We start from the raw sequence: 26,831 nt of genomic DNA on the forward strand, positions 1-26,831 counted from the left end.
CCGCCGAGTAAACACTTACCCTCTGGCCTCAGCCGTCGAGGAACGGCCGGACGGCCGTCGGAGATCCCTCTCGGCCGACCCTCACCCGCCGAACTCGTCCTCGGTGATGCGCACGACCATCGTCTCCTCGACCTCCCGCAGGTCGTACTCGGGTAGCTGCGGCCCGGTGCGGGTGACGTACATCGGTTCGACCGGTCGCGCCGCGCCGTCCTCGGCGGTTTCGAGGCCGTAGACCATCAGGTATCGGCCCGACTCCTCTGGAGGGACGCTCCCCTCGCGGACGGCCTCCGCGAGCGCGCGGGAGAGCCACTCCGCCCCGCTAACCGAGGGTTCGAGCACGAGCGCCGCCTCCGCGAACCGGACGAGGTACCAGTCGAGGTCGTTGAGCAGCGAGACGGCGCTCCCGAGGCTGATGGTCTCGACGGCGACGCTGTTCTCGAACGGCCGGTTCAGCCGGTAGGTCGAGAGCGCTTCGCGCGAGGTCTCCCGGGAGAGCAGCTCGTAGCGGAGGTCGCAGTCGTCCGCCCCGAGGAGACAGACCGTGGTCATGGGCGTACTCGACGTAGACGCGGGAAATCGGTTTCGTTACGCGGCGTGGCGGGGTGCGAGATGCGGCGCGCCCCGGTCAAAGATACTGTACGCTCGCAGTTCCGCACCCGCGAGCCGCGATACGATAACCAAAGAGACGGCGCGAAACTCGTCGGAGTGGATCGCCGATATCGAAGCGTCCGCGAGCGACCGCAGGGAGCGAGCGGTTCACGCGCCGAGCGGAGCGAGGCGCGCCTTTTTAGTCCTTCCAGAACCGCCGCCCGTCGGTTCTGGAAGCCTGTTGGACGCGAAGCGTCCAACAATGCAGATTTTTGGTGGGGGTTCGAGGCGCTCGCTCCGCGAGCGCCGAGGACCCCCTCTAAAAAGGTGGTTCTTAGAACGTCGCGAGTTCGCCGGCGATCACGCGCTCGGTGATCGATGTCACGTCCGCGAGTTCGCGATCGATGACGGCTTCGACGTCGGCCTGGATGTCCGCGACCTCGACGCCCGCCTCGGTGACGAGCGCCGCGTCGGCGACGTGCGGGTCGTCGATGGGCTGGCCGATCTGGGAGAGCAGGCGGACGCGGATCTCGCGGATGCCGCCGACCTCCGCGACGACGGCGCGGGCGATCTGCGTCGAGAGGAGGTTGTAGATCTTCCCGATGTGGTTGACGGGGTTCTTGCCGCTCGTGGCCTCCATGCTCATCGAGCGGTTGGGGGTGATGAGGCCGTTGGCGCGGTTGCCCCGACCCACCGAGCCGTCGTCACCCTGTTCCGCCGAGGTGCCGGTCGTCGTGAGGTAGATGGCTCCCTGGTCGTAGTCGTCGGCCGTGTTGACGTGTATCTCGACCTCACGGTCCGTGTAGTCGGCGGCGACGTCGAGGACGAACTCGCGGACGCCCGCCACCGCGTCGCGGTAGTCGGCCAGGCCGTCGACGTAGGCGTCGATCATCGCTGCGGCGACCGTCACGTCGATGCGGTCGCCCTCGCGCTTGCCCATCACCTTGATGTCCTGTCCGAGTTCGGGGTGGTCGCTCGCGTACTCGGCGTTCAACCGGCGCTCGGCGTTGAGGACGATCTCCTCGGTCTCGGTGAGGGGGGCGTGTCCGACCCCGAAGCTCGTGTCGTTGGCCATCGGGACGCTGCGCCCCTCGTCGCCGAAGACCTCCTGGAGGTCGCCGGACCCCTCGCCGAGTTCTACGTCGACGACGACGTCCGTCCCGAACTCGAGTTCGGGAAAGTGCGTCGAGAGGTACTCGCGGGCGGCGCGCAGCGCGGTCGTCTCGGTGGGTATCTTCGTCCCCTCGTACTCCTTCGTGGCGCGGCCGACGATGAGCAGGTAGATCGGTTCGATGGTCTCGCCGCCGCCGAAGGCCGGCGCGGCCGACCCGGCGACGAGCTGAGTCTCGTCGGTGTTGTAGTGGAGGACCGTCCCGACGCGGTCGAGGTACTCGCGGGCGAGCGCCTGCGAGACGTGTTCGGCGACCCCGTCACAGATGGAGTCGGGGTGGCCGAGTCCCTTTCGCTCGACGATCTCCACCGCCTGATCCTCGACGGCGAGCCCGGCCATCGGCTCGACGCGGATGTTTCGATGACTCATTGACCCCCCTTCACCGGCTCCGGCCGTATAACTTACGGAAACCACGATGGCCGTAAATATGCGCATCGGTTATTCGCCGAGGAGCAGTTCGAGGTACGACGCGCGTATCTGATCGTCGGGGTCGAGGCCGAGTTCCCGACACAGGTCGAACGCGCCCTCGCGGGTAGCGGCCACGTCGGCGCTCTCGCGCTCGACCTCCACGAACTCGCCCAGACCCTCCACCGCGTCGAGGACGACCGCGTACCCGTCGAGGGCGTACACCGCCCGGCGCTTCTCGACGGTGGCGACCGCCGAGAACCCGAGACGGTCGAGAACCGCGGCCATCGTCTCGCCGTCCTCGACGCCCGTCTCCACCTCCTCGCGGGTCTTCGAGGCCTCGTCCACGAGCGGGCCCTTGTAGGCGATGCGGGCGTCGGTCGTCCCGTCCCGTCGCACCCGACGGATGCGGAGGGCCTCGTCGGTCTCGGCGAAGGAGCGGTGCGGTGCGTCGTAGTAGGTGTCCCGCTGCTCGACGGTCGCCTCGTGGACGGCGTCGAGTTCGTCGAGTCGTCGCCGGAGCCGCCCGTGGTCCGCCGGGAACTTCACCTCGACCTCGTACATACGCGGAGACGGGGCCGCGGACGGTAAAAACCGCCCGGGCCGCCCGCCGTGGTACAGCGACTCACTGGCCTCCTCGAAACGTGGTTATTAAGGGCGCTTCGAGAGGACGTGTTCGGTATGAGCGACGAACCCGAGGAGACGGACCAGGAGCAGACCGAGGCCGAGGAGGCCGAAACGGAGGCCGAGGCCGAGGGGCTGGGGGACGGCGACTTCGTCCGACTCGCCTACACCGCCCGGACCGTCGAGGGCGATCAACTGGTCGACACGACTGACGAGGAGGTCGCGGAGGAGGAGGGCATCGAGACCGAGGGCCGCGAGTTCGAACCCCGCGTCGTCGTCCTCGGGGCCGGTCACATCTTCGAGGCCGTCGAGGAGGACGTCGTCGGCAAGGAGGTCGGCGACTCCGGCTCCGTGACCGTCCCGGCCGCCGAGGCCTTCGGCGAGTACGACCAGGAGAACGTGCGCACGGTCAGCGCCGAGAAGATCCCCGAGGACGACCGCTACCCCGGGGCGCAGGTGAACGTCGACGGGGAGCAGGGGTACCTCGAGACGATCATCGGCGGCCGCGCGCGCGTCGACTTCAACCACCCGCTCGCCGGCGAGGACATCGAGTACGAGTACGAGATCGTCGACGTCGTCGAGGACAAACTCGAGCGCACGAAGGGCCTGTTCGACATGTACCTCGACGCCGACCTCGAGATGCACATCCAGACCGACGAGGTCGAGGAGGAGCAGCTGGTCGAACCCGACGAGGACGAGGAGGGCGAGGAGGACGGGGAGGGCGAAACCGAACCCGAGTTCGAGACCGTCACGGTCGAGAAGGAGACGCTCTACGTCGAGGCCAGCCCGCAGCTCTCGTTCAACCAGCAGTGGATGTTCCAGAAGCAGCAGATCGCCCAGCAGATCATGGAGCAGGTCGACCTCGACCGCGTGATCATTCAGGAGACCATCGACAACGCGTCCGCCGGCATGGGCGGTCTCGGCGGCATGATGGGCGGCATGGGCGGTGCCGGCGGTGCCGACCTCGAGGCCGCGCTCGAGGAGGCCGACGTGGACGCGGACGAGATCGTCGAGGAACTCGAGGGCGGAGAAGAGGGCGACGGCGGCGAGAGCGCCGGGGAGTAACTCGACTCTCCCCCGGCGGCCCGCCCTCCGACGGCGGTCCCACTACGCTGTGTCGGCCGGGACGGCGAAAGAGAGACGAGATCGAACCGGTTCTACGCGGAGCTGCCTTCCTGTGGTACGCGCACGGTGCTGTCCTCGAGGACCACCTCCTGGTCCTCCGGGCGCTGCCGGCGGACCGTATCAGCGTCCCGATCGTACTCGATCACGCCCGCGTCGTCCAGCCTGGGCAGGTGGACGTGCGTGAGCGTGACCTCGACCGATTCCGGATCCACCGGCGTCGGTCCCATGACCAGCTCCCGGGCGACGACCTGGCTGGCGAGGTCGGCGACCGAAACCGCCTCGCCCGAGCGGTCGTCCAGGTACGAGAGCACGTACCGCCGCCGGTGGTTTGCCAGTAACCCCCTCGTGACATCGTCCATGTGTACTCGTCCTCATCAGGGACGTGCATCGTTATATCACTGCGAGTACGTTCCGCACGGTCCCGCGGAGTTTCGGACCGTTTCACCCCGTTCACGTGCGCCGGTTTTTTCGTTTAGGAGGGGCTGACCGAGAGTCACGTAACGCTAACATTTCAACAGGAGCGCCGGGGACGAGGGGGTCGTTTCATCCCCGAACCCCCCGACGGGCCGGGGTAAGAGCCGCGTAACGTTGGCGCTACCGTGACACACGCTCGTCCGGGACTACCACGGCCGCCGACAGGGGGCTGGCGGGCGCGTGGCGACCGGTCCGGCTCACGCAATGTCTCGGCTCGTGTCGATCGTGACCTCCTCCGCGAGCCCGAGTTTCACCACGTCCGTGAGCGCGCGCCCGCCCCGGAACTTCGGCACGGTGAGGCGGTTCTCGATCTCGTCGCTTCCGACGTGCGTCTCGAGGTCGAAGACCACGTCAGCCATGTGTCGCGTCGTGTCGCGCCCCGGGGGGACGGCGATCCCGTCCAGACAGTAGAACACCGCCATGCTCCCGGTGTTCTGGAGGTGGTTCTGGACCTCGTTCAGGAAGTTCCGGTAGCGATCCGCGTCGTGGCGCTCGAGCACGTCCGCCGGATCGACGATGAGGTTCGAGGCCTCCGGGAGCGCGCTGACGAATTTCGCCGCGTTGTCGATGGGCGCGTCGCCCGTGACGTGACGGATCGTGGGAGTCCCCGTCCGCGTCGGCGAGTTCTGGATGCTGTCCGCGACCGCCGCCTCCGTGCGCCCGAGCGTGACGTAGAGCGTCCCGCGCATCGCGGTGAGTTCGTGGAGGAACAGCTCCGCCTGACTCGCGGGTTGCGCGCAGAGGGCGACGAGGCTCCCGGTGGGGATACCGCCGCCGAGCTTGCGGTCGAGAACCTCGACGCCCGTTCGCAACCTCTGTACCATCTCGATCTATTATAGATCACGATTCCGTGTATGTATAGCTGTTTTGGTCGCGAAAATATCAGGTGAAATATCCGGCGATCCGGGCGTACGCCGCCCTTGCGTCGCGATTCGAGCGGGGTGAGGGGGCCGCGGGGACGCAACCGCGGATCGGACACGAGAGCAGGCGCGACGCGTTGCGCGGGGCGTCGTCGCACCGCGTCAGCACCGCGCCGACGACGCGGGTGTCGAGCGCCTCGGCCATCGCGACCGTCTTCGCCGCGTCCCGGAGGCTGGCCGGCGTCGGCGTCGAGACGACGAGCGCGCGGTCCGCACACAGGAGCGGAAGCGCGGCGGCGCGACCGGCTCCCGCCGGACAGTCGACCACGACGGGCGCGGCCGTCCCCGACGTGACCGAGAGGCCGCGTCGGAGGGTCGCCGCCGAGCAGCGTCGGGTCGAGACGACGGTCACGTCGGGGTTCGAGGGGAGGGGACGACCCGCCTCCGCCGGGGTGCGTCCGGCGGCGAGGGCGGCGACGCCCGCCTCCGGCGCGTCGCGCGGGCCGACCTCGCAGAGCCCGGCGGCGCGCGCGAGGTCCGGCATCTCCCTGTCGGCGTCCACGGCCACGGCTCGCCCCGCCTCCCGTGCGAGCGCGTCCGCGAGACCGAGCGCCGTAGTCGTCTTCCCGACGCCGCCCTTCCCGCCTGCGACCGCCAGCATACCGACGCTGGTCCCGTCACGCTATATGAACCTACGGCTCGGTTCGGGAGATTCAAGCCGTTCGGTGTCCGGTTTGCAACTGATGCGGCACGACCACCTGATAAGCGCGAAACAGCTCTCGCGGGACGACATCGAGGCCGTGCTCGACCGTGCCGCGACCATCGCGGACGATCCGCCGGACCACGGCGACGCGATCCTCGCGCTCCTGTTCTTCGAGCCGAGTACCCGGACGAAGATGAGCTTCGACACCGCGATGAAGCGCCTCGGCGGGACCACCGTCGACATGGGCTCCGTCGAGGCCTCCTCGATCAAGAAGGGAGAGACGCTCGCCGACACGGTGCGCGTCGTCGAGGGGTACGCCGACGCGATCGTCCTCCGGCACCCGAGCGAGGGAGCGGCGAAGATGGCGAGCGAGTTCGTCGACGTCCCGCTCATCAACGCGGGCGACGGGGCCGGACAGCACCCCACCCAGACGCTGCTCGACCTCTACACGATCCGGGAGAACGCGGGACTGGACGACCTCACCATCGGGATCATGGGCGACCTGAAGTACGGCCGGACGGTCCACTCGCTCGCGTCCGCGCTCACGAACTTCGACGCCCGCCAGCACTTCGTCAGCCCCGAGAGCCTTCGGCTGCCGCGCTCGGTGCGCTACGACCTCCACGAGGCGGGGGCGAAGGTCCGCGAACACACCGACCTGGAGGAGGTGCTCCCGGCGCTCGACGTGCTCTACGTGACGCGCATCCAGCGCGAGCGCTTCCCCGACGAGAACGAGTACCGCGCCGTCGCGGGGCAGTACCGCATCGACGAGGGGACGCTCGCCGCCGCCCGCGATGACCTCGTCGTGATGCACCCGCTCCCCCGGGTGGACGAGATCTCGGCCGACGTGGACGACACGACCCGCGCGAAGTACTTCGAGCAGGCGCACAACGGCGTCCCCGTCCGGATGGCGCTGCTCGATGCGATGCTCGGAGGTGACGACCGATGAGCGACGACACGCTCCGCGTCTCCAAGATCCGAAACGGGACCGTCATCGACCACGTCCCCGGCGGGCAGGCGCTCAAGGTGCTCGCCATCCTCGGCATCGACGGCTCCGCCGGCGAGACGGTCAGCGTCGGGATGAACGTCCCGAGCGACAAGCTCGGCCGGAAGGACATCGTGAAGGTCGAGGGGCGCGAGCTGAGCCAGGCGGAGGTGGACGTCATCTCGCTCATCGCGCCCGCCGCCTCGATCAACATCGTCCGCGACTACGAGGTGATCGAGAAGAACCGCGTCGTCCGCCCGGAGCGCGTCGAGGGCGTGCTCGCCTGCCCGAACCCCAACTGCATCACGACGGGCGACGAACCGGTAGCGTCCGCCTTCGAGGTCCTCGACGCCGGCGTCCGGTGTGCGTACTGCGACACGATCATCCGGCGGGACATCGCGGACCACATCGGGTGACGCCCGCTCCGCCGGGCCAGGGAGAAAGACTATGGTCCGTCGCGGTGACCGATCGATCGATGTCCAAGAAAGTACTCGCACTCGTCGCACTGGTCGCCATCGCCGTCGCGTTCTACGCGAAGCGGTAGACGAACGATCCCCGACTCCTTCGGACACGCCCCCTCTCCGGGGGTGCGATCCCCGCCGAACGAACCACTTAGGCGTACCCCCGCGAAAGCGGGGGACATGTACGGCGTCGTCACGCGCAACCCGCCAGAGCTGGAGTGGGAGGAGTTCGACCGGCGGTTCTACGAGGCGAAGGACGTCTCCGGGCGCGCCTCGGAGCCCGTCTCCGGCGCGGTGAACATGGTCTCCTGCTTCGCGGACAACGCCGCGACGCGGGCCGAACCGGACCTCCTGCCGGTGAACGACGAGGGCCAGCCCGCCACGCGCGAGCGCCGGTTCTTCGACTGGTCCTACGTCTGTCCGACCCACGAGGGCTACCGCGAGGGGCTGCTGGAGACGATCGAGGACTGCGCGGCGGTCTCGCCGGACGTTCGCCTCGACGACGTGGGCTTTCCCCGCCCGGAGTACTGCTTCTGCGATCGGTGTGCGCGGGAGTTCGAAGGGAGCGACTTCGAGGATCGCTTCGAGTGGCGCGCGCACGTCATCGAGGAGTTCGTCGCCGAGGCGCGCGAGCGCGTGCCCGGCCGCCTCCACCTCACGCTCTACCCCGATCCGTACCCCGGGCACCTCCGCGAGCGCGCCGGGCTCGACCCCGCCGCCCTCGACGAGTACGTGGACGAGTTCGTCGTCCCGATCTACGACATGGCGTACTCGACGACCTACTGGCTCGAGGTGATCGCCACGGGCTTCGTCGACGAGCTGGTGACGCCGTTCTCGATCGAACTGTACGCCGTGAACGTCGACGTCGACCGCCTGATCAAGGCGAGCGAGGTGGCGGACGCCTACTCGAAGGACGTGCTGTTCGGCTACGACGCGGCGAACGCCCGCGCCGCCCTCCGGCGGATGGACGCCGACGCGCGCCCGGGAGAGACGTTCGGTCCGGAGTAGCGGGGGATCCGTCCCGAGTAGGGGACTATTTACCCGGTCGGGTCCGGTGACAGTCGCTCGAACCGGACGAAACGCCGCGGCGGGGGCGAAACGATTTGGCGATGCTCGTGCAGTGTGCACGCATGCCAGACCCACGGATCGTCGCGGTCGGCTGTTCGCCGATCGGTCGCACCGACCTGCCCGGCCGGGACCTCTTCTCGGTCGCGCTGGCGGAGGCGTTCGAGGGACTCCCCGACCCCGCGGAGGTGGTGGAGGCCCTCTACGTCGGCAACCAGTCGGAGGCGTACGAGCACCAGATCATGTACGGGACGCTCCTCGCGGAGTGGGCGGGGTTGCGGAACGTCCCCGCCGAGCGCGTCGAGGGGTGCGCCGCCGCCGGGGCGCTCGCGCTCCGCCACGCGGTCGAGGACGTGCGCCGGGGAACCCACGAGGCCGTCCTCGCCTGCGGCGTCGAGAAGATGACCGCCGGCGGGACGGCCGGCGCGACCGACGCCCTCTCGGCGGCGTTCGACCGCGCGCTCGAACAGCGCTCGGGGATCACCGCGCCCAGCCAGTACGCGCTGCTCGCCCAGCGGTACCTACACGAGCACGACGCGACCGAGGCGGACCTCGCGCGCATCGCCGTGAAGAACCACCGGAACGCGGCCGACAACCCCCGGGCGCAGTTCCGGCGGGAGATCGACCTCGACGCCGTCCTCGAGTCGAACTACATCGCGCCGCCGCTGAAGCTGTTCGACTGCGCGCCCGTCTCCGACGGGGCGGCCGTCGCGCTCGTGACCACGCCGGAGCTCGCGGACGACCTCGCGCCCCGCGACGAGCAGGTTCGGGTGGCGGGCGTCGGGGCGGCCGCGAACAACATCAGCGTCGCCGAGCGGGACCTGACCTTCGTCGAGGGGGCGAACGTCGCCGCCGAGCGGGCCTACGGGGAGGCGGGCGTCGGTCCCGAGGACGTCGACGTCGCGGAGGTCCACGACGCGTTCACCGTCTGCGAGGCGCTCCTCTCGGAGGCGGTCGGGTTCGCCCCGCGTGGGCTGGGCTACGAGAGCGCCCTCGACCCGGCCGAGCGCTCCGACGGCTGGACCGACGTGCGCCTCAGCACGAGCGGCGGGCTGAAGGCGCGCGGCCACCCCATCGGCGCGACGGGGATCGCCCAGGCCGTCGAGGCGTACGAACAGCTCACCGGCCGGGCGGGCGACCGGCAGGTCGAGGACGTCACGACTGCGCTCCTGGTCAACGAGGGCGGCGTCGCCGACGCCGTGACCGTCTCGCACGTGGTGACCGCGCCATGACCGGGCCGCTCGCGCCCGACGACCTCGACGCCGACAGCCCGTTCACCCTGCCGGGGTTCTTCGCGGCGCTCGCCGACGGGCGGCTGCTCGGCGCGACCTGCGAGGACTGTGGGACCGCGCTCGTTCCCCCGCGCCCAGCCTGCTACGCCTGCGGCGGGCGGGCGGTCGCCGTCGAGGAACAGCCGCGCTCCGGGACGGTCGTCTCCCACACCGAGGTCCGGACGCCGCCGCCGGCCTTCGCCGACCTCGCGCCGTACACCGTCGCGGTCGTCGAACTGGACTCCGGCGCGCGCCTCACCGGTCGGGTGGACGCGCCGTACGACGCGGTCGGGATCGGTTCGCGGGTCGAACTCGCCGTTCGAGAGCCCACCGACGCGGAGCGGGCGGCGGCGCTCTCCTACGAGGACGGCTGGCCGATCCACGTGTTCGAACCCGCCTGACGCGAACCGGCGCGTGGTGCGCTATGCGTCCTCGGTCCGCGGCGCGGTCACAGCGCCTCGGCACGCCAGGCGAGCAGTTCCTCTCGATCGCGCGTGTCCGCGGGGAGGTCCGCGAACCAGCGGGCCTCGCTGATCTCCTCGTCGGGGTCCGACACCGTCGGCTCGACCGTCTCCGCCCGGGCGGCGAACACCGGGAGGACGCCCCACGTCCGGTAGTCGCCGTGGAGGAGTTCGACGCGCGTGAGCATCGCCAGCCCCTCGTAGGTCACCTCGACGCCGGCCTCCTCGCCGAGTTCGCGGCGGGCCGTCTCGCGGAAGGACTCGTCGCCGTCGACGCCGCCGCCCGGGAGGACCCACATGTCGACCCCCTCGTGGCGGACGAGCAGGAGTTCCCCCGACTCGCGGTGGACGACCGAGTGAGCGCCGTAGGGGGCCCCGGTCGCGCGGATGCGCTCGGCGAGCGTCTCGAACCGGCGTCGGGACACGACGCGCTGGCGGGTGAACTCGAGGCAGTCGCCGTCGCGCTCGCGCAGGCGGTGGTACGCCCGTTCCGCGCGCTGGGTCGCACGGTCGGCGAGGAACCACAGCTCGTCGAGCGTCACGGCGGACACCTCGCTGTCGTTCCGTCGTCGTTCATCGTCCCGGGTACGTCGAGTGGCCGGAATATTCTATCGGTCGGACCCGATCTCCCCTCGACGTCGGACCGATCCGACGAGCCCGTTCGAGGGCGTGCGACCGGGGTACGCGACCCCGCAGGGCGGAAAGCGGGCGGCGCGACGATGGCCGCCGAGGTGACAACGACGGATGTTCTATAAAAGACGACGTGACCGGTAATGAGATCTTAACCAGCTTAGAAAGAGTACGGTCGTGACGCGTCCTCGGTCGCATCCGGGCGTCGGAGCGGGTAGAGAGTTCGTACCGGATCGGGGGGCAGTGCGGCCGTCGGGGGAGCGACCGTCGAGGAAAGCGGCGGTCGGGGGAACCTTTACAGCGTTGCTGGCCGCCTACGTAGTGCATGGCCGTCATCGGCGAAGTCGCCCTGCCGCCTAACAGCTTCCCCCTGGGCACACTCCTCACTGCCGACCGAGACCTCCACATCGAGTTCGAACGGGTCGTCCCGATCGACGACGGCGTCCTCCCCATCCTCTGGGCGTGGGGGGGCGACATGGAGGCGTTCGAGCGTCGGCTTCGGCGGAGCGACGACGTCAGCGCGTTCACCCTGCTCCAGCGGGTGGACGGGCGGTCCCTGTATTCGGTCACCTGGAGCAGCGAGGCGACGGGATTCATCGACGGACTCGCGGCGACCGAAGCGCTCATCCTGCGGGCTCACGGTCACGACGACGACAGCTGGGACTTTCGCCTCCTGTTTTCCTCCCACGAGAAGTTCTCGAGCTTCCACAATTTCTGTCACGATCTCGATCTCACGTACACGCTCGGCCGCGTCCACGCGCTGTCGGAAGCGGGCCTCGACCGGCCGGCGGTCACGCTCACGGACGAACAGCGGGAGGCCCTCCAGTTGGCGCTCGAGGGCGGATACTTCGACATCCCGAGCCGGGTGACCCTCACCGAACTCGCGAGGGAACTCGGCATCTCTCAACAGGCGCTGTCACAGCGCATCCGGCGCGGGAACAGGGCGATCCTCGAGCAGGTCCTCGTGGGGACGCCGTCGGACGCCGAGTGAGGCGGACGCCGGGCTTCGGATATTTAAACTCCTTGTCCCAACAAGGCGGAGACAAATCTCCCCGGCAGGTGACGGTTCGCGTCAATGGTCGTCATCGCCGAAATTTCCCTCTCGCCGTCACACTTTCCTCTCGGCGCGATCCTCCGCGACACGCGGGACGTTCGGGTCGAGTTCGAGCGAATCGTCCCACTCCGCAAGGGTCCGCTGCCGCTCTTCTGGGCGAAGAACGGCGACCTGGAGGCGTTCGAGAGCCGGGTCGTGGAGAGCGAGTACGTCGACGAACTCACCGTGCTCGAGCGACTCGACAACCGGGTGCTATACTCAGTACAGTGGAACGAACCGAAACTGGGGTTCCTCGACGGACTGGCCGCGACGGACGCCGTCATCCTCCAGGCACACACGCAGAGCGACGAGAACTGGGACTTTCGCCTCCTGTTCCCGTCCCACGAGCGGCTCTCCGAGTTTCACAACATCTGTCTCGACGGCGAGGTATCCTACTCACTCGGCCGCATCTACTCGCTGAACGATCCGATCCTCGAGCGGGACATCGTCGACGTCACCCCGGAACAGCGGAAGGCGCTCCTCCTCGCGCTCCACCGCGGGTACTTCGACACGCCGAGCCAGACCACGCTGACGGACCTCGCGAACGAACTCGACATCTCCCAACAGGCGCTCTCACAGCGCATCCGCCGCGGGAACAGGGCGATCCTCGAACGCGTTCTCGACACCTCCTCCGGAGATCCACCGATCGAACACTGACCGGATTTGTTACACCGTTTTAAACTACTTGAATAACTGGATGGGACAAGGACGGAGCCTATTCCCGACGCGCGCCCGGTCGTGGTATGGGCCCCGACAAACGGAATCGGTCTATCGCCGCTGCCGGAGGGAACGGTCGCCTCGACGCCCGACCGTCCCGCGACGAGTTACTCCGCGTGCTCGCCGACGGGAACCGTCGGCGCGTGCTCTCCTACCTGAGCGACGCCCCCGCGGACGACGTCACGTTCGACGAACTCTGCGAGCGACTGTCCGACTCCGCCGGCCGCGGGGCGGGGATCACCACGCAGGGCGGTCGGGATCGACTCGCCCTGCGACTGCACCACGAGCACCTCCCGAAACTCGCCGACGCGGGGCTCGTAGAGTACGACCCCCGACGCGGGCGAGTCTCGTACTCCGAGCATCCGGCCGTCGAATCGCTGCTCCACGACCTGGCGACGCTGGTCGACGACGCGCGCGAGACGAACTCGTAGACGTCTCGCCGGTTCGGTCGCCGTACCGACGACGATATACGGTCACCTCGGCTATCCTTCTGGGATCATGGGGGGAACAGTTGCGGAGGTGGAGATACCGGCCGACGAGTTCGCGCTGCACGAGACGCTCGCGGCGTTCGGCGACGTGGTGTTCGAGATCGAGCGCCTCGTCGCCCACGACATGGATCGGGTCATGCCGTTCGTCTGGGCCAGTGGTGCCGACGGCGACGAACTCACCGCCGCGCTCGACGCCGATCCGAGCGTGGAGAACCTGAGACGACTGGTCGATGGCGACGGGGAGCAGCTCTACCAGATGGAGTGGATCGACCGGATACAGACGCTCGTCCACATGCTCGTACAGGAGGAGGCGACGGTCCTCGCGGCCGTCGGGCGGGGCGACGTGTGGCGCTTTCGCGTCCTCTTTCCCCGACACAGCGCGCTCTCCGAGACCTACGAGTACTGCGAGGAGAACGGGTTCGCACTCGAGTTCACGAAGATCTATCGGATGGACGACGGTTCGGGACGGGAGGGGGGACTGGGACTGACGAGGATGCAACAGGAGACGCTCACCGCCGCGCTCGAGCGCGGGTACTACGGGGTCCCCCGCGAGGTCACCACGGCCGAACTCGCCGACGAGATGGGCATCTCCCACCAGGCACTCTCCGAGCGCCTCCGGCGGGGCCACGAGGCGCTCATCGAGAACGCGCTGATGACCGGGCGCGACGGGGACGACGGGAACTGATCGACGCCGGCCTTCGGCCGGCGTCGGCCGCACGGCCATAGTCCGCCGCCGGACGGCGGGTCCGTCGGGCAAATCACGGGCTTTTTGTCCCGTCCTCGGGTACCACCCCTATGGCATTCGAAGAGGACGACCGCGTCGTTCTACACGACCAGCACAGCGAGTTCGACGGCGAGACCGGGACGGTCACGCAGGTCGTAGAGAACATGTTCGGTAACGCGACCTACACGGTGAGCTTCGAGGACGGCCAGGAACAGGGCGTCGCGGAGGACTCGCTGGAGGCCGTCGCGGAAGACGAGGAGTAGCGCGACGACGGATGTCGGGCGTTCCCTTCCACTACGTCGACCTGCAGGCGTTCGCCTACGCGACGGAGGACGACCGGCGCGTCGAGGACGCCCTCCGGACGTATCTCCCCGAGGAGTTCCCGGTCGAGCGCGCCGAGAGCGTCGGCCACCACGGCGACCGCATCGTCGTCCTCTCCGCGCGGGTCGAGAACGCCGACGACGTCCGTCACGTGCTGTCGCGACTGGCGACCTCGGACGACCTCGACGAGATCCTCGACGAACTCGACCGACGCGTCACCGAGGACTGCGAACTCTACCTCTACCTCGACAAGCAGGGGGCGCTGGCCGGCGACGTCGCGCTCGGGAGGGGCATCTCGTTCCGGGCGAAGGTCGAGGCCTACCCCGCGAAGAAGGACGCCGCCGTCGAGAACGCGAGGGAGACGCTCTCCGAACTGTAACGCGATCCTTTCGGGACCCCCGGAGGAGTCCCCGTGCGTCCGACGGCTCCTCGATAAACGTCACCTTGAGGATCGTTTTCACGGTGTAGCCGACTCGTAACTATTCGGCCGTCGTCCCTCACTTCGGGCGGCCGCCGTGAAGTCAAGTGACCACCGTGACGAGGTGCGGCGGCCCCGGTGTGGCCCGGCACGCCGGTTCCTTTCTTCGCGCGGAACACAACCGTCAAACCGTCCACGGGTGAACGGCGGGTATGTACGAGGCCGTTCACGTCCGCCCCGACGGGGAGAGCACGGTCGCCCGCATGGCGCTGACCGCCGCCGAGCAGGGGTACGAGGGGCTCGTGGTCCGCAACCACGGCGACGCGACGGCCGACTACGACGCCGCGGCGATCGCCGACGAGTACGGCATCGACGTCGTCGACGGGGTGGAGGTGCGCGCCGACCGCCGCCCCCGGGCGGCCGGGTTCGTCACGAGCCACCGGGCGCGGCGCACGATCGTCTGCGTCCACGGCGGCCCGCTCAACCGGTTCGCCGTCGAGGACGAGCGCGTGGACGTGCTCGCGCACCCGATGGACGGCGGCGACGTCAACCACGTCCTCGCCCGGGCCGCCGCGGAGAACGGCGTCCGCGTCGAGTTCAACCTCTCGCGGGTGCTCCGCGCCGACGGCGGTCCGCGGGTGCGGGCCATCGCGGACCTGCGAAAGCTGCGCGAACTCGTCGGGAAGTACGACGCCCCCCACGTGGTGAGCGCCGACGCGAGGGGACACCTCGAACTGCGCGCGCCGCGCGAACTCGTCGCCGTCGGCGAGGTGATCGGCCTCGACGCGGAGTGGGTCCGCGAGGGGCTCCGGGAGTGGGGTCGACTCGCCGCCCGGAACCGAGAGCGGCGCTCCGATTCGTTCATTGAGCCGGGCGTCCGACGTGGTCGGTATGAAGAGGACGATTGAGGAACACGCCGACCGCTTCGACGAGATCGCCGCCGACTACGACGACTCGCAGAACCAGACCGCTGAGTACCGGGCGTGCGTCTCGCTCGTCGTCGACCACGCCGACCCCGGACCGGAGGACGTGGTCCTCGACCTCGGCTGCGGGACGGGGGCCATCGGGCTGGCGCTCGCCGAACGCGCGGGGCGCGTGGTCGGCCGCGACATCAGCGAGGGGATGATGGAGCGCGCCCGCGAGAAGGCCGCCGAACGGGGCCTCGACAACGTGGAGTTCGGGCGGGGGACGTTCCGCGACCCCGCGTACGACGGACGGGTCGACGTGGTCGTCTCGAACTTCGCCATGCACCACCTGGCGGACGAGGAGAAGCGCGAGGCGATCGAGACGATCGCGGCGCTCGGCCCGCGGCGGTTCGTCCTCGGCGACGTGATGTTCTTCGGGTCGCCCGACCCGGAGAACCCGCTGTACAGCCCCGAGGTGGACGACCCCGCCACCGTCGGGATGCTCGCGGACGCGCTCACCGACGCCGGGTTCGCGCTGACCGCGGTCGAGATGGTCCATGAGCAGTTCGGCGTGCTCGTGGCGGAGCGGGCCGAGGCGCGAGAGTAACGAACTGAACCGGACGGTTATTACGCCTCACTCGCTCTCGTAGAGCGCAGAGGAGAGACAGGACAATGGCAGGAGCGGGTTTCAGATCGGGATCGAGCGGTAGGATGCCCAGAATAGTGAACACTGAGGGCGTACTCGGGGGCGATCCGCGTATCGAGAACCACCGCATCGGGGTGTATCACGTCTATCAGCGGTACGTCGAGGGGGGCGAAACGCCCGAAGCGATCGCTACAGGGTACGATATATCGATCGCCGAGGTCCACGCCGCACTCGCTTACGCCTTCAGCAACCCCGACGAGATGCGCGACATCGAGGCCCGAAACCGGAAGAGACGCCAGCGAAGCGCGTCGAACCGCGTTACCCCGGACGGGCACGACTGAGGGAACCGATGGAACTTCTCGCGGACGAAAACGTCGAGACGGAGTGGATTCAGGCGCTTCGTGACGACGGACACGATCTCGTTCGTGTCGTTGACGTAGAGGAACTCGGCGTGAGTGTACCGATGCGAACGTCCTGGCAGTTGCATCCCGAGAGAACCGCGTTCTCCTGACCGCAGATCAGTCCGACTTCAGCGACCTACCGGCGGACGACCACTCCGGCGTCGTCATCATCGCCGACGTCACTCGGACAGGCGGACAGGTCAGACGTGCCGTCCACCGAATCGACCGTTCCATTCCGGACCTCTCCGACCACGTCGCGTACGTCAGCGATTGGCTCTGACCCTCCACCTCCTCGGTCCGCACGTCGATTCTGATGCTCGCTGCGCGATTCCGAGCGGTTAAACCCCGTCGACGCCGACCCCGGGACGTGAGACACCTCCCGAAGCACCTCCGCCCGCGCTGGCGCTACCTCGGGGTCGGCATCGAGGGCTGGCCGGACGCCGATTTCGACCGCGGGGCGTTCCAGCGCGAGGTGTGGTACGCCGCGCAGAACCTCGTCGGCGACGCGGGGAGCGCGGCGATCGACCTGAGCGTCTACGGGTTCGCCTTCGAGGACGGCGCCGGATACGCGGTCGTTCGGGTCCGACGCGGCGAGGTGAGCCGGGGGCGGGCGGTGCTCGCGTGCGTCCGCGAGGTCGACGGTCACCCCGTGGGGGTGACCGTCCGCGGCGTCAGCGGGACCGTCCGGGCCTGCGAAGAAAGGTATATACGGCGCCCGCCGGAACTTTCCGAGGAGAACACCGTCGCGTTCGAGGGCGCCGAGCGACCCGCAGTCGAGCGGAACGACCGCGTCGACGTGCGGGTCGAGTCGGGGTTCGCGGGGGCGACAGGACACGATCTCAACTAACGATGCAGGGTCAAAGTCAACAGCAGGCCTACGACCGGGGAATCACCATCTTCTCCCCGGACGGACGGCTCTATCAGGTCGAGTACGCCCGCGAGGCCGTAAAGCGCGGGTCCGCAAGTATCGGCGTTCGAACGACCGACGGCGTGGTCCTCGTCGCGGACAAGCGAATCAGTTCACCGCTCCTCGAGGGCTCCAGCGTGGAGAAGCTCCACAAGGCCGACGACCACATCGGCATCGCGAGCGCGGGCCACGTCGCCGACGCCCGACAGCTCATCGACTACGCCCGCCGGCAGGCGCAGATCAACCAGCTGCGCTACGGCGAGCCCATCAGCGTCGAGACGCTGACCAAGGCGGTCACCGACAACATCCAGCAGTACACGCAGGTCGGCGGCGCGCGCCCCTTCGGCGTCGCGCTCATCATCGGCGGCATCGACGACAGCGGCAGGCCCCGCCTGTTCGAGACGGACCCGTCGGGCACACCCTACGAGTGGAAGGCGCTCGCCGTCGGCGCGGACCGAAGCGCCATCGAGGACTACCTCAAGGAACACTACCGCGAGGAGATGGACCTCGACGCGGGCGTCGGCCTGGCGCTCAACGCGCTCGCCTCCGTCAGCGACGACGGGCTCCGGTCGGACGGCCTCGGCATCGCCACGATCGACGCCGAGACCGAGCAGTATAGCGAGTTCGACGAGGAGCGGATCGCCTCCTACCTCGAGGAGCACGACCTCCTCGCGGAGGAGGAGCAGTAACGCGCGACGACCCGCGCTCGTATCGCTCTCTCTCCCGTCCGCGTCGCGACCATTCGCCGCCGAAGAAACACACTTTAGGAGCGAAGCGGTACTCTCCGTCATGATTTCCCTCGACGAGGCGGTGACGGCCCGACTCGAATCCCACGGCGCTCGATTCGAAGTGCTCGTGGACCCGGACGCCGCGCTGGCGATCAAACGCGACAAGTTCGACGGGGACCTGGAGGAGGTCATCGCCGCCGAGGACGTCTTCGAGGACGCCTCGCGCGGCGATCGGCCCGCCGAGAGCGATCTCGAGGACGCGTTCGGAACGACCGATCCGATGGAGATCATCCCCGAGGTGATAAAGCGCGGCGAGATCCAGATCACCGCCGAGCAGCGCCGCGAGATGCAAGAGCAGAAGCGCCGCCGCCTCATCGACCGCATCGCGCGCAACGCGGTCAACCCGCAGATGGACAACGCCCCCCACCCGCCCGAGCGCATCGAGCGCGCGCTGGAGGAGGCGGGATTCAAGGTCGACCCGATGCTCCCCGTCGAGGGGCAGGTCGACGACGCGCTCGACGCGCTCCGGCCGATCATCCCCATCCGCTTCGACGAGGTGGTGATGGCCGTCCGCGTTCCCCCCGAGTACGCCGGGAGCGCACAGGCGCGCATCCGCCAGTTCGGCGACCTCCTGCGCGAGGAGTGGCAGAACGACGGCTCCTGGGTCGGCGTCGTCGAGTTCCCCGCCGGACTCCAGAACGACTTCTACGACCTGGTCAACGAGACGTCGAGCGGCGAGGCCGACACGCGCGTCATCAGGGACGAGGACGAACTGAGCACGCGCTGAGTCGGGGACCGCCCTCCTACCCACCTCGCCACTCGGACCCGCCCGCGCCCTCGAGAAGCGTTCCGTCCCTGCGCCAGCGCTCGACGACGGCGTCTGCCCCGACGAACGGGCGGGCGAGCCACCTCGGCACCCGGCGCGATTCCGGCGCGTCGAGGCGGGGTGGGACGGAGTGAGACGGGTGTGGCTAGCGCCGTGATCCGAGCGCGGAACCCGCCGCCACCGCGACCAGGGACGCCCCGGCGAGCGAGAGCGCGGCGAGACCGCCGAGCGTCGCGGCCCGCGCCGGACGACCGACCGGGCCGGAGACGACTGACGGGGGGATCGAGAGGGTGACGAGCGCGCCGACGGCGAGGACGACCGCGAGGACCGCGAGGTCCGCGCGGGAGGGTCGGGAGGGCATCGACCTGTAGACTCGCTGACGTCGGCAAAAGCTTTCTGCCGCCGAGGGGGGAGGTCGTCGGAGCGTCGCCGTCGGGCGTCACCGCTCGGGGTCGTCGCTCATCCGGCCCTGAACCCGACGAAGAAACCGGCGGCGAACCCGCCGGAGACCGAGGCGGTCGAGAGGAGCGACGTCACCCAGGACGGCGGGGTGCTCGAGGAGGCGGCACCGCCCGCCTCGAGCAGACCCGCCGAGAGGCGCTCCCAGTCGACGACGAGGATCCGCTGCGACTCGAGGTACTTGAACAGGGCGAGTTGAACGCCGACGAGGACGGCGACGAACTTGGCGACCTTCTTGGCCGCGAACCCCGTCACTGCGCCGACGACGCCGCCCGTGCCGAGGTCGAGTCCCAGTTGTGCCACGTCTATATTCATGTTTTCGTGATACTACACGAATCAGATAGATAAGGCTCTTTCGGCGGCCGGCCCCGGAGTTATATACGAGGCTGTCGTAGTCGAGGACGAGTGACTGGCGCACCGAGAGACCCCGAAACGGCGGTTATCGCAACGCGAGTCGATCGCGGGACGCCCGACACGGCGGAGATCCGAGAGCTCGCCCGCGCGGCGGACTACCGGGTCGCGGGAGAGGTCACGCAGACGCGCAAGGAGGACCCCGCGCTGTGTCTCGGCGAGGGCAAGGTCGACGACCTCGTGGCGCTCGTCGTCGAGACGGGCGCGGGCGTCGTGATCTTCGACAACCGCCTCGGACCGTATCAGACGTACAACCTGGGCACCCGCCTGCCCGACGGGGTCGAGGTCGCAGACCGGTTCCGTCTCATCCTCGACATCTTCGGGCAGCGCGCGCAGACGCGCAAGGCGCAACTGCAGGTCGAACTGGCCGAACTGCGCTACGAACTGCCGCGCGTCGAGGCGAAGGTGAGCCTCGCGAAGCGCGACGAGCGTCCGGGGTTCATGGGCCTCGGCGAGTACGACGAGTCCCGCGAGCAGGACATCAAGGCCCGGATCAGCCGCATCCGCGAGGAGCTCGATCAGATCGAGCGCGACGAGGAGCACCGGCGCGAGCGCCGGCGCGAGTCCGGGTTCGACCTCGTGGCGCTCGCGGGCTACACCAACGCCGGGAAGTCCACCCTCCTGCGCCGCCTCGCGGCGGACCTCGACGTGGACGAGAACGAGGGCCTCCACCCGGACCTCGAGGCGACCGCCGAATCCCAGGACCGGCTGTTCACCACCCTCGGGACCACCACCCGCCGGGCGGACATGGATCGGCGGGACGTGCTCGTCACGGACACCGTCGGGTTCATCTCCGATCTTCCCCACTGGCTGGTCGAGTCGTTCAAGTCCACGCTCGACGCCGTCTACCGCGCCGACCTCGTCCTCCTCGTCGTGGACGTGAGCGAACCGATCGACGAGATCCGCGAGAAGCTGGTCACGAGCCACGACACCCTCTACGAGCGCAACGAAGCGCCCATCGTCACCGTCCTGAACAAGGTGGACAAGGTCGCGGAGGCGGAGGTCGAGGAGAAGAAGGCCGCGCTCTCGGCGCTCGCGCCGTACCCCATCGCCGTGAGCGGCAGGGAGGGCACCGGCGTCGACGACCTGCTCGACCGCATCGACGACGAACTCCCCCCCTACGAGCGCGAGCGCCTCGTCCTCCCGATGACCGACGAGACGATGAGCCTCGTCTCGTGGATCCACGACAACGCCAACGTCAACGACGTGGACTACGGCGAGCAGGTGGTCGTCGACTTCGAGGCCCGGCCAGTCGTCGTCGAGAAGTCCCGCGCGAAGGCGAGCGAACTACCCGTCCCCGCGGAGTGACGCTGACGCCGCTTTCGGTTCACGCCCGGGGCCCCGTCCGCGGCCGACGGTCGCGCCCGGACGGCGGATCGCGTCCGACCGGTCCGATCCGACAGCACCTTTTCGGGGCCGCCCGACGCTTCGCGCATGTCCTACGATCTGCGCCCCACCGAGCGGGAGTTGAGCGAGGCCCGCGCGCTCGCGACCGTCGCGCTCGACGCCTGCGAGCGCGAGTACCCCATCGAATCGCCCCTCTCGATCGCGATCGGGTGGACCGACGACGCCGGCGTCGCGGAGGAGTTCGGCGGCGTCTCCGGGACGACCTACCCTGGCGGCGAGGTCGAACTCGCGTTCAACGCGGGCGTCGAGGGGTGGGCGGACCGCCTCGGCCCGGAGGCGGCGCGGCTGTACGGCGAGGCGTGGTACCGCGAGCGCGTCGAGCGCGTCGCGTTCCGCTGGCAGCGCCTGCTCGCGTTCGCCGCCGGCGACCGCCTCGCCGCCCGCGCCGTGCCGGACGCCCCGCGGCCGTGGCGCGGGGACGACCCGGACGCGCTCGACGCCCGGTGGACGGCGCTGCGCGAGACGCTCGGCTCGTCGGAGCCGCCCGTGATCGACCGCGCGTTCGGCGGCGTGGCGGCCGCCGTCGTCGAGGAACTCGCCCCCGAGGGCGACCTCTCGGCGCTCGCCGGCCTGACGCGCACCGACGTGCGCGAGGCGGGCGACGCCGCCCTGCGGGAGTTACGCTAGCTCCCGCTTCTCCTTCGCGACGACGCGCACGTTCTCGATGCGCGTGCCAGGATACTGGCCGTCGTCGTCCTTCTCCGCGGCCTTCACCATGTCCCAGACGACGTTGAGGCCGGTCGTGACGCCCGAGAGCGCCTCCATCTCGCAGCCGGTCTTGCCGGTCGTCTCGACGGCGACTTCGAGGAGCACCCGGTCCTCCCGCACGTCGAACTCGGTGTCCACGTTGGTGATCGGGATCTGGTGGCACATGGGGATGGTCTCCCAGGTGTGCTTCACGGCCTGCACCGCGCCGACGCGGGCGGTGGCGAGCACGTCGCCCTTGCCGATCTCGTTGTTTCGAACTGCCTCGACGGTCGAGGGATCGAGACGGATCTCCCCCGCGGCGACCGCTCGGCGGGTCGCGTCCGGTTTCGATCCCACGTCCACCATCTGCACGTTCCCCTCCTCGTCGGTGTGGGTCAGGTCGTCCCCCGCGTCGTCCGCCCCGGTCATCGCTCCCCCCAGATCGCCGTCGGGATGGCGTCGAGCAGGTCCGAGGCGAGCAGGCCGTCCCCCCGCGACTCGGCGAGCAGTTCGGCGGCCCGCCCGTTGACGTAGGGGGCGACGCACGCGGCGTCGAACGGCTCCCGCGTGGCGAGCATCGCCGCGGCGACGCCCGCGAGCGTGTCGCCGGTGCCGCCGACGGTCATCCCCGGAGTCCCCGCCCGGCAGATCCGCGTCCGCTCGCCGTCGGTGACGACGTCCTCTCTCGACTTCGCCAGCACGACGTGGCCGAGGTCGGCCGCGAACGCCTCGATCTCCCCGGCGGCCTCGCGGAGGTCGGCCGCGTCGGGGCCGCCCATCTCCGCGAGTTCGTGGCGGTTCGGGGTGCAGACGAGCGCGGCGTCGGTCTCCACCTCGGGGACCACCGAGAGCGCGTCGGCGTCCACGACCGCCCGCCCGTCGAAGGATTCGAGGAACCGCTCGACGGCCGCGAGCGTCTCGTCGGCGGTGCCGAGTCCGGGGCCGAGGACGACGACGTCCTCGTAGCTCGTCGCCGTCTCCACCAGCCCGTCCACGTGCTCGGGCGCGAGCCGCTCCCCCTCGTACGGCTGGACGATGAGGTCCTCGGCGTACCCCTGGATCGGCGTCCCGACGGACTCGGGCACCGCCACGAACGAGAGGTCCGCTCCCGCCCGGAGCGCCGCCTGCGCGGCGAGCGCCGGCGCGCCGGTGTACGGCCCGCCGCCGATGACGAAGACGCGGCCGGCGTCGCCCTTCGCGCTGTCCGGGTCGCGGCGGGGAGCGCGCAGGTCGCCGGGGCCGACGAACCGCTCCGCGGCCGGCGGGATGCCGATGTCCGCGACCGTCACGTCGGCGTCGAGCGCGTCCAGCCCGGGCTTCCGGTCGTGGAAGGTGACGACGTGGTCCGCCTCGACGGCGACGCCGACCGCCTCGCCGGTGTCCGCGTCCACCCCGGAGGGAACGTCGACCGCGAGGACGACCGCGTCGGTCGCGTTCACCGCCTCGACGGCGCTCCGCTCCGGGTCGCGCGGCTCGCCCGCCACCCCGGTCCCGAGCATCGCGTCTACCACGAGGTCGGGCGTCCCGAAGTCGAGGTCGCGCGAGTCGCGCACCTCGCGGGCGTCGTACTCGCTCCGCAGGAGGGCCTCCCAGTTCTCGCGGGCGATGTCGGTGGCGATGGTCCCCGCGCGGCCGAGGAGGTGGACGGTCACGTCGTAGTCGTCGAGAAAGCGCGCCGCGACGAACCCGTCGCCGCCGTTGTTCCCGCGGCCGGCCACGACCGCGACCGACGCGCCCGGATCGACGAGGTCCCGTACGCGGCGGGCGACGGCGTTCCCGCTCGACTCCATGAGCTGCTTGCGGGGGACGCCGAGCGCCTCCGCGTTCTCGTCGACGGCGGCCATCCTGTCGCTCGAAATCATGTACCGCGCTTCGACCGGCGGCGGATTAAGCCTGCGGGAGCGTCAGCGGTCGACCCTCCTCTTCGAGGCGCTTACCCGTCGTGTACGCGTCGTAGACGCCGTAGGCCCACACGATCGGTACGGCCAGGAACCCGACGAGCGCGAGCATCGAGAACGCGGACAGGAGAAACAGCCCGAAGACGACGATCCCCTTGCCGACCTCGCCGTTGACGATCTGCCCGAGACCGGGAAGGAGGAAGGACGCCGCGGCCGCGACGAACGCGCGGTTCTCCTCGACGAAGCCCGTGAGGTCGGTGCTCGCGGCCGGGGCCGGACGCTGGCGGACCCCGCAGTGCGGGCAGATCTCCGCCGCGGTCCTGATCTCCTCGCCGCAGTCGCGGCAGTACGCCGTCGGCGTGCCCACCTCGACCGTGCGGACGTTGACGCCGCACTCGGTGCAGACCTCCGCCTCCGGGGCCAGTTCGGTGCCACAGCTTCGACAGTACCTCGTCTCGACGGCTGACATGGGGGATTCCACCCGGCCTTGTGCGCCGGGGGGCTTATACTGTCGGCCCTACCGGTACCGGCGTCGAGCGCGCCGGTACGCCGGTCCGGCCTACCGGCGCATCTCGAACCCGTCTTCGCCCCTCGGCTCCTCGTACTCCACCGCGACCTCGCGGACGCGCGCGAGGTCGCTCCCGGTGTGACACCACTCGATCATCGACTCGACCGCGTCCTCGCGCCCCTCGAAGACAGCCTCCACCCGTCCGTCCTCGAGGTTGCGCACCCACCCATCGACGCCGCGCTCGCGCGCGGCGCTCTGGGTCGAGTCGCGATACCAGACGCCCTGCACCTTCCCGGAGACGTACACGCGTGCGCGGGTTCTGCTCATGGGGTAACGTGCGTCCCGTCGGGCGAAAAAGCTGTGCCTCTACGGCTCCGCGGTCCCCGCTTCGACCGCGGCTTCGGCCTCGTTGAACAGCGCGATCACGCGCGCCTCGATCTCGTCGCGGATGGCGCGGACCGCCTCGAGGTCCCGGCCGTCGGGGTCCGAGAGCGCCCAGTCGCGCACGTCGACCGCCGACTCCGCGTCGCTCACGTCGAGCGTCGAGCAGCCCATCGTGGCGACGTAGTCGCAGGGTCGAAGCTCCTCGGTCGTGATCTCCCGCGGCGTCCGATCGGAGAGGTCGAAGCCCTCCTCGGCCATCACCTCGATCACCTCCTCGTGGACGCGGTCGGCGGGGTGGGTGCCGCCGGTTCGTATCTCCCAGTCGAGCCCCCGCCGCTCGCGCTCGCGCTCGGCGAAGGCGGTGGCCATCTGCGATCGACCGGCGTTCTGGACGCACACGAATGCGATTCGGACGGGTTGGGTGGACATTGTCGGATCAGCGTGTTGTTTCGGTGCCGCGGTCGGTCGTCTCGACCGTCGGCCGTCGGTTGAGAGTACGCCCGGATAAGCGTACCGTCAGAGCGATACAGTCCGCTATATCGAACTACGTAGCTCGACCGAGGCCGTCCGGCGCGACCGGTGAACCGCGGCGACGCGCCGGACGGTCCGTAGCGGGACCGATCAGACCGCGCCGCCGGTCCGCAGGTAGAAGAAGACGTACGTCTGGGCGTAGCCGGCGTACTCGCCGCCGAAGCGCTCGCGGATGGCGCGGGAGGTCTCGGCGTACCCGCCCCGGTCGCACTCGGGGTAGTACTCGGCGATGGCGGTGCGGATCCAGGTGTCGAGCGGGACGGCCTCGAGGAAGCCGAGCGAGAACAGGAGCACGCAGTCGGCCACCTTCTCCCCGACCCCCACGAACCGCGTGAGGTACTCGCGGGCGTCCTCGTACCCGAGGTCGGCGGCGTCCTCGGGTCGCGCCTCGCCGGAGGCGACCATCTCGGCGGTGCGGGCGACGTACGGCGCGCGGTAGCCGAGGCGCAGCTCGCGCAGTCGCTCCTCGGTGGCGCGCGCGAGCTGCTCGGGCCGCGGGAAGGCGTAGTACGTGCGGCCGTCGAACTCGACCGGATCGCCGAACTCGCGGGCGAGGCGGGTCTGCATGCCGTGGATGCGCGAGACGCGCATCTGCGCCGAGCAGATGAACGAGACGAGCGACGCGAACGGGGGGTCCCGCACGAGGCGCATCCCGCGATAGGCGTCGTAGGCCGTCGTCAGGAGCGGGTCGTCGGGGGTCCGCGCCATGATCGCGTCGAGGTCGTCGTCGAGGCGCAGGAGGCGGACGAGGTGGGCGTGGGCGTCGACGTTCGAGGCCCACTCGATCCGGCCGTCGCGCTGGCGAGCGCGGACGACCGCCGGCCGCCCGCCCGTCACGCTCGTCGGGAGGACCGTCGCGTACCAGGCGTCGCCGCCCCGCGCGACCTCGTCGTACATCCCACCGTCCTCGCGCAGCCACGTGTAGCTCTGACCGCTCTCCAGGGTCGCCTGCAGATCGAACCCTCCCGGGAGCGAACGTACCGGAATGCTGCCCGTCTCCATCGCGTGAACGGTCGACGTGCGGGCGCTTCCGGCTTACGAAACGGGGCGAAGGTTCATGACACTTCACGAGAAATCGCATGGTATGGACTGTCGTGTCGTTGTCGAGGCCGCCGTTCCGGTGTACGACGTCGCGTCCGCGGACGAGGCAGTCCGCATCGCGATCTCCAAGACCGGAGATATGTTGAACCCGGATCTAAACTACGTGGAGATAACGATGGGCGCGCGGGCGTGCCCGCACTGCGAGGGCGACCTGGAACCCGCGTTCGTCGCCGCCGACGAGGGGCTGGTGGCGCTCGAACTCGAGATGACGGTGTTCAACGTCGAGGACGACCAGCACGCCGCCCGCATCGCCCGCAAGGAGATCGGTCAACGCATGCGGAACATCCCCCTCGACGTCCTGCGGGTCGACACGGTGGAGGAGGAGGGGGAGGGGGAGGAAGCCGACGAACCGGACGTCGACGAGGATACCGAACGGGTAGACGACACGAACGGGGCCGTCTCGAACGACGAGCGCGGCGGCTCGTCGTAACGGCGTTTCGGAGATACCGAG

At 69.5% G+C, this 26,831-nt stretch carries 38 protein-coding genes; 23 read left to right on the forward strand and 15 right to left on the reverse strand.

All coding sequences use genetic code 11. From position 1 onward, the window contains the following. Positions 1–81: 81 nt before the first annotated feature. From P1K31_RS04165 to cyaB, 3 genes are all read right to left on the reverse strand, one after another. The gene (locus P1K31_RS04165; protein WP_276305020.1) at positions 82–549 is read right to left on the reverse strand and encodes a DUF5804 family protein; all 468 of its coding nucleotides are present in this window, start codon (positions 547–549) and stop codon (positions 82–84) included. Between the two features lie 373 nt (positions 550–922). Further along, the gene (locus P1K31_RS04170) at positions 923–2,128 is read right to left on the reverse strand and encodes a methionine adenosyltransferase (protein ID WP_276305021.1); all 1,206 of its coding nucleotides are present in this window, start codon (positions 2,126–2,128) and stop codon (positions 923–925) included. 69 nt (positions 2,129–2,197) lie between these two features. Next, positions 2,198–2,728, reverse strand: a complete 531-nt coding sequence (gene cyaB, locus P1K31_RS04175) for a class IV adenylate cyclase (RefSeq protein WP_276305022.1) — start codon at positions 2,726–2,728, stop codon at positions 2,198–2,200. A gap of 117 nt (positions 2,729–2,845) precedes the next feature. Between cyaB and P1K31_RS04180 the strand changes: the two genes are divergently transcribed. Further along, the gene (locus P1K31_RS04180; protein WP_276305023.1) at positions 2,846–3,853 is read left to right on the forward strand and encodes an FKBP-type peptidyl-prolyl cis-trans isomerase; all 1,008 of its coding nucleotides are present in this window, start codon (positions 2,846–2,848) and stop codon (positions 3,851–3,853) included. 92 nt (positions 3,854–3,945) lie between these two features. Here the strand turns inward: P1K31_RS04180 and P1K31_RS04185 are convergent, their stop codons facing one another. From P1K31_RS04185 to P1K31_RS04195, 3 genes are all read right to left on the reverse strand, one after another. Then, on the reverse strand, positions 3,946–4,272 hold the full coding sequence (locus tag P1K31_RS04185; protein ID WP_276305024.1) for a DUF7344 domain-containing protein: 327 nt from the start codon (positions 4,270–4,272) through the stop codon (positions 3,946–3,948). Positions 4,273–4,584: 312 nt separating this feature from the next. Further along, on the reverse strand, positions 4,585–5,211 hold the full coding sequence (locus P1K31_RS04190; RefSeq protein WP_276305025.1) for an RAD55 family ATPase: 627 nt from the start codon (positions 5,209–5,211) through the stop codon (positions 4,585–4,587). A 58-nt stretch (positions 5,212–5,269) separates the two neighbouring features. Then, entirely contained in the window at positions 5,270–5,908 is a 639-nt protein-coding gene (locus P1K31_RS04195) for a MinD/ParA family ATP-binding protein (RefSeq protein WP_276305026.1), read from the reverse strand. 82 nt (positions 5,909–5,990) lie between these two features. Between P1K31_RS04195 and pyrB the strand changes: the two genes are divergently transcribed. From pyrB to P1K31_RS04220, 5 genes are all read left to right on the forward strand, one after another. Further along, complete coding sequence (gene pyrB / locus P1K31_RS04200) at positions 5,991–6,896, forward strand: aspartate carbamoyltransferase (RefSeq protein WP_276305027.1); 906 nt, start codon at positions 5,991–5,993, stop codon at positions 6,894–6,896. Then, positions 6,893–7,348 (forward strand): aspartate carbamoyltransferase regulatory subunit, encoded by a 456-nt coding sequence (gene pyrI, locus P1K31_RS04205; RefSeq protein WP_276305028.1) that lies wholly within the window; start codon positions 6,893–6,895, stop codon positions 7,346–7,348. The genes pyrB and pyrI overlap by 4 nt, the downstream gene beginning before the upstream one ends. A gap of 225 nt (positions 7,349–7,573) precedes the next feature. Then, complete coding sequence (locus P1K31_RS04210) at positions 7,574–8,401, forward strand: hypothetical protein (RefSeq protein WP_276305029.1); 828 nt, start codon at positions 7,574–7,576, stop codon at positions 8,399–8,401. A gap of 122 nt (positions 8,402–8,523) precedes the next feature. Next, positions 8,524–9,690 carry a thiolase C-terminal domain-containing protein gene (locus P1K31_RS04215; RefSeq protein ID WP_276305030.1) on the forward strand — a complete coding sequence of 389 codons (1,167 nt, stop codon included), beginning with the start codon at positions 8,524–8,526 and terminating at the stop codon, positions 9,688–9,690. Beyond that, positions 9,687–10,130, forward strand: coding sequence for a Zn-ribbon domain-containing OB-fold protein (locus tag P1K31_RS04220; RefSeq protein WP_276305031.1), 444 nt, complete (start codon positions 9,687–9,689; stop codon positions 10,128–10,130). The genes P1K31_RS04215 and P1K31_RS04220 overlap by 4 nt, the downstream gene beginning before the upstream one ends. 47 nt (positions 10,131–10,177) lie before the next feature. Here P1K31_RS04220 and P1K31_RS04225 read toward each other — a convergent pair whose 3' ends face one another. Further along, on the reverse strand, positions 10,178–10,732 hold the full coding sequence (locus P1K31_RS04225; protein ID WP_276305032.1) for an NUDIX hydrolase: 555 nt from the start codon (positions 10,730–10,732) through the stop codon (positions 10,178–10,180). A 413-nt stretch (positions 10,733–11,145) separates the two neighbouring features. On the opposite strand from P1K31_RS04225, the gene P1K31_RS04230 reads away from it, so the two are divergent. From P1K31_RS04230 to P1K31_RS04290, 14 genes are all read left to right on the forward strand, one after another. Next, positions 11,146–11,811 carry a helix-turn-helix domain-containing protein gene (locus P1K31_RS04230; protein WP_276305033.1) on the forward strand — a complete coding sequence of 222 codons (666 nt, stop codon included), beginning with the start codon at positions 11,146–11,148 and terminating at the stop codon, positions 11,809–11,811. An 84-nt stretch (positions 11,812–11,895) separates the two neighbouring features. Next, positions 11,896–12,570, forward strand: a complete 675-nt coding sequence (locus P1K31_RS04235) for a helix-turn-helix domain-containing protein (protein ID WP_276305034.1) — start codon at positions 11,896–11,898, stop codon at positions 12,568–12,570. 86 nt (positions 12,571–12,656) lie between these two features. Next, positions 12,657–13,061 carry a DUF7344 domain-containing protein gene (locus tag P1K31_RS04240; RefSeq protein WP_276305035.1) on the forward strand — a complete coding sequence of 135 codons (405 nt, stop codon included), beginning with the start codon at positions 12,657–12,659 and terminating at the stop codon, positions 13,059–13,061. A gap of 67 nt (positions 13,062–13,128) precedes the next feature. Further along, positions 13,129–13,803 carry a helix-turn-helix domain-containing protein gene (locus tag P1K31_RS04245; protein WP_276305036.1) on the forward strand — a complete coding sequence of 225 codons (675 nt, stop codon included), beginning with the start codon at positions 13,129–13,131 and terminating at the stop codon, positions 13,801–13,803. A gap of 110 nt (positions 13,804–13,913) precedes the next feature. After that, complete coding sequence (locus tag P1K31_RS04250; RefSeq protein ID WP_276305037.1) at positions 13,914–14,105, forward strand: DUF1918 domain-containing protein; 192 nt, start codon at positions 13,914–13,916, stop codon at positions 14,103–14,105. An 11-nt stretch (positions 14,106–14,116) separates the two neighbouring features. Further along, on the forward strand, positions 14,117–14,542 hold the full coding sequence (locus P1K31_RS04255) for an RNA-binding protein (protein ID WP_276305038.1): 426 nt from the start codon (positions 14,117–14,119) through the stop codon (positions 14,540–14,542). A gap of 251 nt (positions 14,543–14,793) precedes the next feature. Beyond that, positions 14,794–15,489 carry an RNase P subunit p30 family protein gene (locus P1K31_RS04260; RefSeq protein WP_276305039.1) on the forward strand — a complete coding sequence of 232 codons (696 nt, stop codon included), beginning with the start codon at positions 14,794–14,796 and terminating at the stop codon, positions 15,487–15,489. Further along, positions 15,473–16,093 carry a class I SAM-dependent methyltransferase gene (locus P1K31_RS04265; protein WP_276305040.1) on the forward strand — a complete coding sequence of 207 codons (621 nt, stop codon included), beginning with the start codon at positions 15,473–15,475 and terminating at the stop codon, positions 16,091–16,093. Before P1K31_RS04260 ends, P1K31_RS04265 begins: the two co-directional genes overlap by 17 nt. A gap of 65 nt (positions 16,094–16,158) precedes the next feature. After that, a complete protein-coding gene (locus P1K31_RS04270) occupies positions 16,159–16,473 on the forward strand; it encodes a DUF433 domain-containing protein (RefSeq protein ID WP_276305041.1) in 315 nt (104 codons plus the stop codon). 8 nt (positions 16,474–16,481) lie between these two features. Beyond that, positions 16,482–16,643, forward strand: coding sequence for a hypothetical protein (locus P1K31_RS04275; RefSeq protein ID WP_276305042.1), 162 nt, complete (start codon positions 16,482–16,484; stop codon positions 16,641–16,643). Further along, the gene (locus P1K31_RS21845) at positions 16,640–16,813 is read left to right on the forward strand and encodes a hypothetical protein (protein WP_368410880.1); all 174 of its coding nucleotides are present in this window, start codon (positions 16,640–16,642) and stop codon (positions 16,811–16,813) included. The genes P1K31_RS04275 and P1K31_RS21845 overlap by 4 nt, the downstream gene beginning before the upstream one ends. An 87-nt stretch (positions 16,814–16,900) precedes the next feature. Continuing rightward, positions 16,901–17,380: an Rpp14/Pop5 family protein gene (locus P1K31_RS04280; RefSeq protein ID WP_276305043.1), complete on the forward strand. Its 480-nt coding sequence runs from the start codon at positions 16,901–16,903 to the stop codon at positions 17,378–17,380. 2 nt (positions 17,381–17,382) lie between these two features. Continuing rightward, entirely contained in the window at positions 17,383–18,129 is a 747-nt protein-coding gene (gene psmA, locus P1K31_RS04285; RefSeq protein WP_276305044.1) for an archaeal proteasome endopeptidase complex subunit alpha, read from the forward strand. 100 nt (positions 18,130–18,229) lie between these two features. Next, complete coding sequence (locus P1K31_RS04290) at positions 18,230–18,955, forward strand: ribosome assembly factor SBDS (RefSeq protein WP_276305045.1); 726 nt, start codon at positions 18,230–18,232, stop codon at positions 18,953–18,955. Between the two features lie 184 nt (positions 18,956–19,139). On the opposite strand, the gene P1K31_RS04295 is transcribed toward P1K31_RS04290, so the two are convergent. Together P1K31_RS04295 and P1K31_RS04300 are read right to left on the reverse strand one after the other, a co-directional pair. Beyond that, positions 19,140–19,355 carry a hypothetical protein gene (locus P1K31_RS04295; RefSeq protein ID WP_276305046.1) on the reverse strand — a complete coding sequence of 72 codons (216 nt, stop codon included), beginning with the start codon at positions 19,353–19,355 and terminating at the stop codon, positions 19,140–19,142. Positions 19,356–19,453: 98 nt separating this feature from the next. Next, the gene (locus P1K31_RS04300) at positions 19,454–19,768 is read right to left on the reverse strand and encodes an FUN14 domain-containing protein (RefSeq protein WP_276305047.1); all 315 of its coding nucleotides are present in this window, start codon (positions 19,766–19,768) and stop codon (positions 19,454–19,456) included. 90 nt (positions 19,769–19,858) lie between these two features. Between P1K31_RS04300 and hflX the strand changes: the two genes are divergently transcribed. Next, positions 19,859–21,172, forward strand: a complete 1,314-nt coding sequence (hflX, locus tag P1K31_RS04305) for a GTPase HflX (RefSeq protein ID WP_276305048.1) — start codon at positions 19,859–19,861, stop codon at positions 21,170–21,172. A 126-nt stretch (positions 21,173–21,298) separates the two neighbouring features. Further along, positions 21,299–21,898 (forward strand): hypothetical protein, encoded by a 600-nt coding sequence (locus P1K31_RS04310; RefSeq protein WP_276305049.1) that lies wholly within the window; start codon positions 21,299–21,301, stop codon positions 21,896–21,898. Here P1K31_RS04310 and moaC read toward each other — a convergent pair. The 6 genes from moaC to P1K31_RS04340 form a co-directional block, all read right to left on the reverse strand. After that, positions 21,890–22,387 (reverse strand): cyclic pyranopterin monophosphate synthase MoaC, encoded by a 498-nt coding sequence (gene moaC / locus P1K31_RS04315; protein WP_276305050.1) that lies wholly within the window; start codon positions 22,385–22,387, stop codon positions 21,890–21,892. The two genes, P1K31_RS04310 and moaC, sit on opposite strands and share 9 nt — an antisense overlap. Continuing rightward, positions 22,384–23,820: an NAD(P)H-hydrate dehydratase gene (locus tag P1K31_RS04320; RefSeq protein ID WP_276305051.1), complete on the reverse strand. Its 1,437-nt coding sequence runs from the start codon at positions 23,818–23,820 to the stop codon at positions 22,384–22,386. The genes moaC and P1K31_RS04320 overlap by 4 nt, the downstream gene beginning before the upstream one ends. 25 nt (positions 23,821–23,845) lie before the next feature. Beyond that, entirely contained in the window at positions 23,846–24,325 is a 480-nt protein-coding gene (locus tag P1K31_RS04325; RefSeq protein ID WP_276305052.1) for a double zinc ribbon domain-containing protein, read from the reverse strand. Positions 24,326–24,415: 90 nt separating this feature from the next. Then, positions 24,416–24,691: an acylphosphatase gene (locus tag P1K31_RS04330; protein WP_276305053.1), complete on the reverse strand. Its 276-nt coding sequence runs from the start codon at positions 24,689–24,691 to the stop codon at positions 24,416–24,418. Between the two features lie 39 nt (positions 24,692–24,730). Then, on the reverse strand, positions 24,731–25,177 hold the full coding sequence (locus P1K31_RS04335) for a low molecular weight phosphatase family protein (protein WP_276305054.1): 447 nt from the start codon (positions 25,175–25,177) through the stop codon (positions 24,731–24,733). Positions 25,178–25,369: 192 nt separating this feature from the next. Further along, a complete protein-coding gene (locus P1K31_RS04340; RefSeq protein ID WP_276305055.1) occupies positions 25,370–26,281 on the reverse strand; it encodes a DNA-3-methyladenine glycosylase family protein in 912 nt (303 codons plus the stop codon). Between the two features lie 82 nt (positions 26,282–26,363). On the opposite strand from P1K31_RS04340, the gene P1K31_RS04345 reads away from it, so the two are divergent. After that, positions 26,364–26,810 carry a DUF555 domain-containing protein gene (locus tag P1K31_RS04345; protein WP_276305056.1) on the forward strand — a complete coding sequence of 149 codons (447 nt, stop codon included), beginning with the start codon at positions 26,364–26,366 and terminating at the stop codon, positions 26,808–26,810. Positions 26,811–26,831 lie beyond the last annotated feature (21 nt).

The sequence above is a fragment of the Halomarina halobia genome (genome assembly GCF_029338575.1).
In the GTDB taxonomy this organism is placed as follows: domain Archaea; phylum Halobacteriota; class Halobacteria; order Halobacteriales; family Haloarculaceae; genus Halomarina; species Halomarina halobia.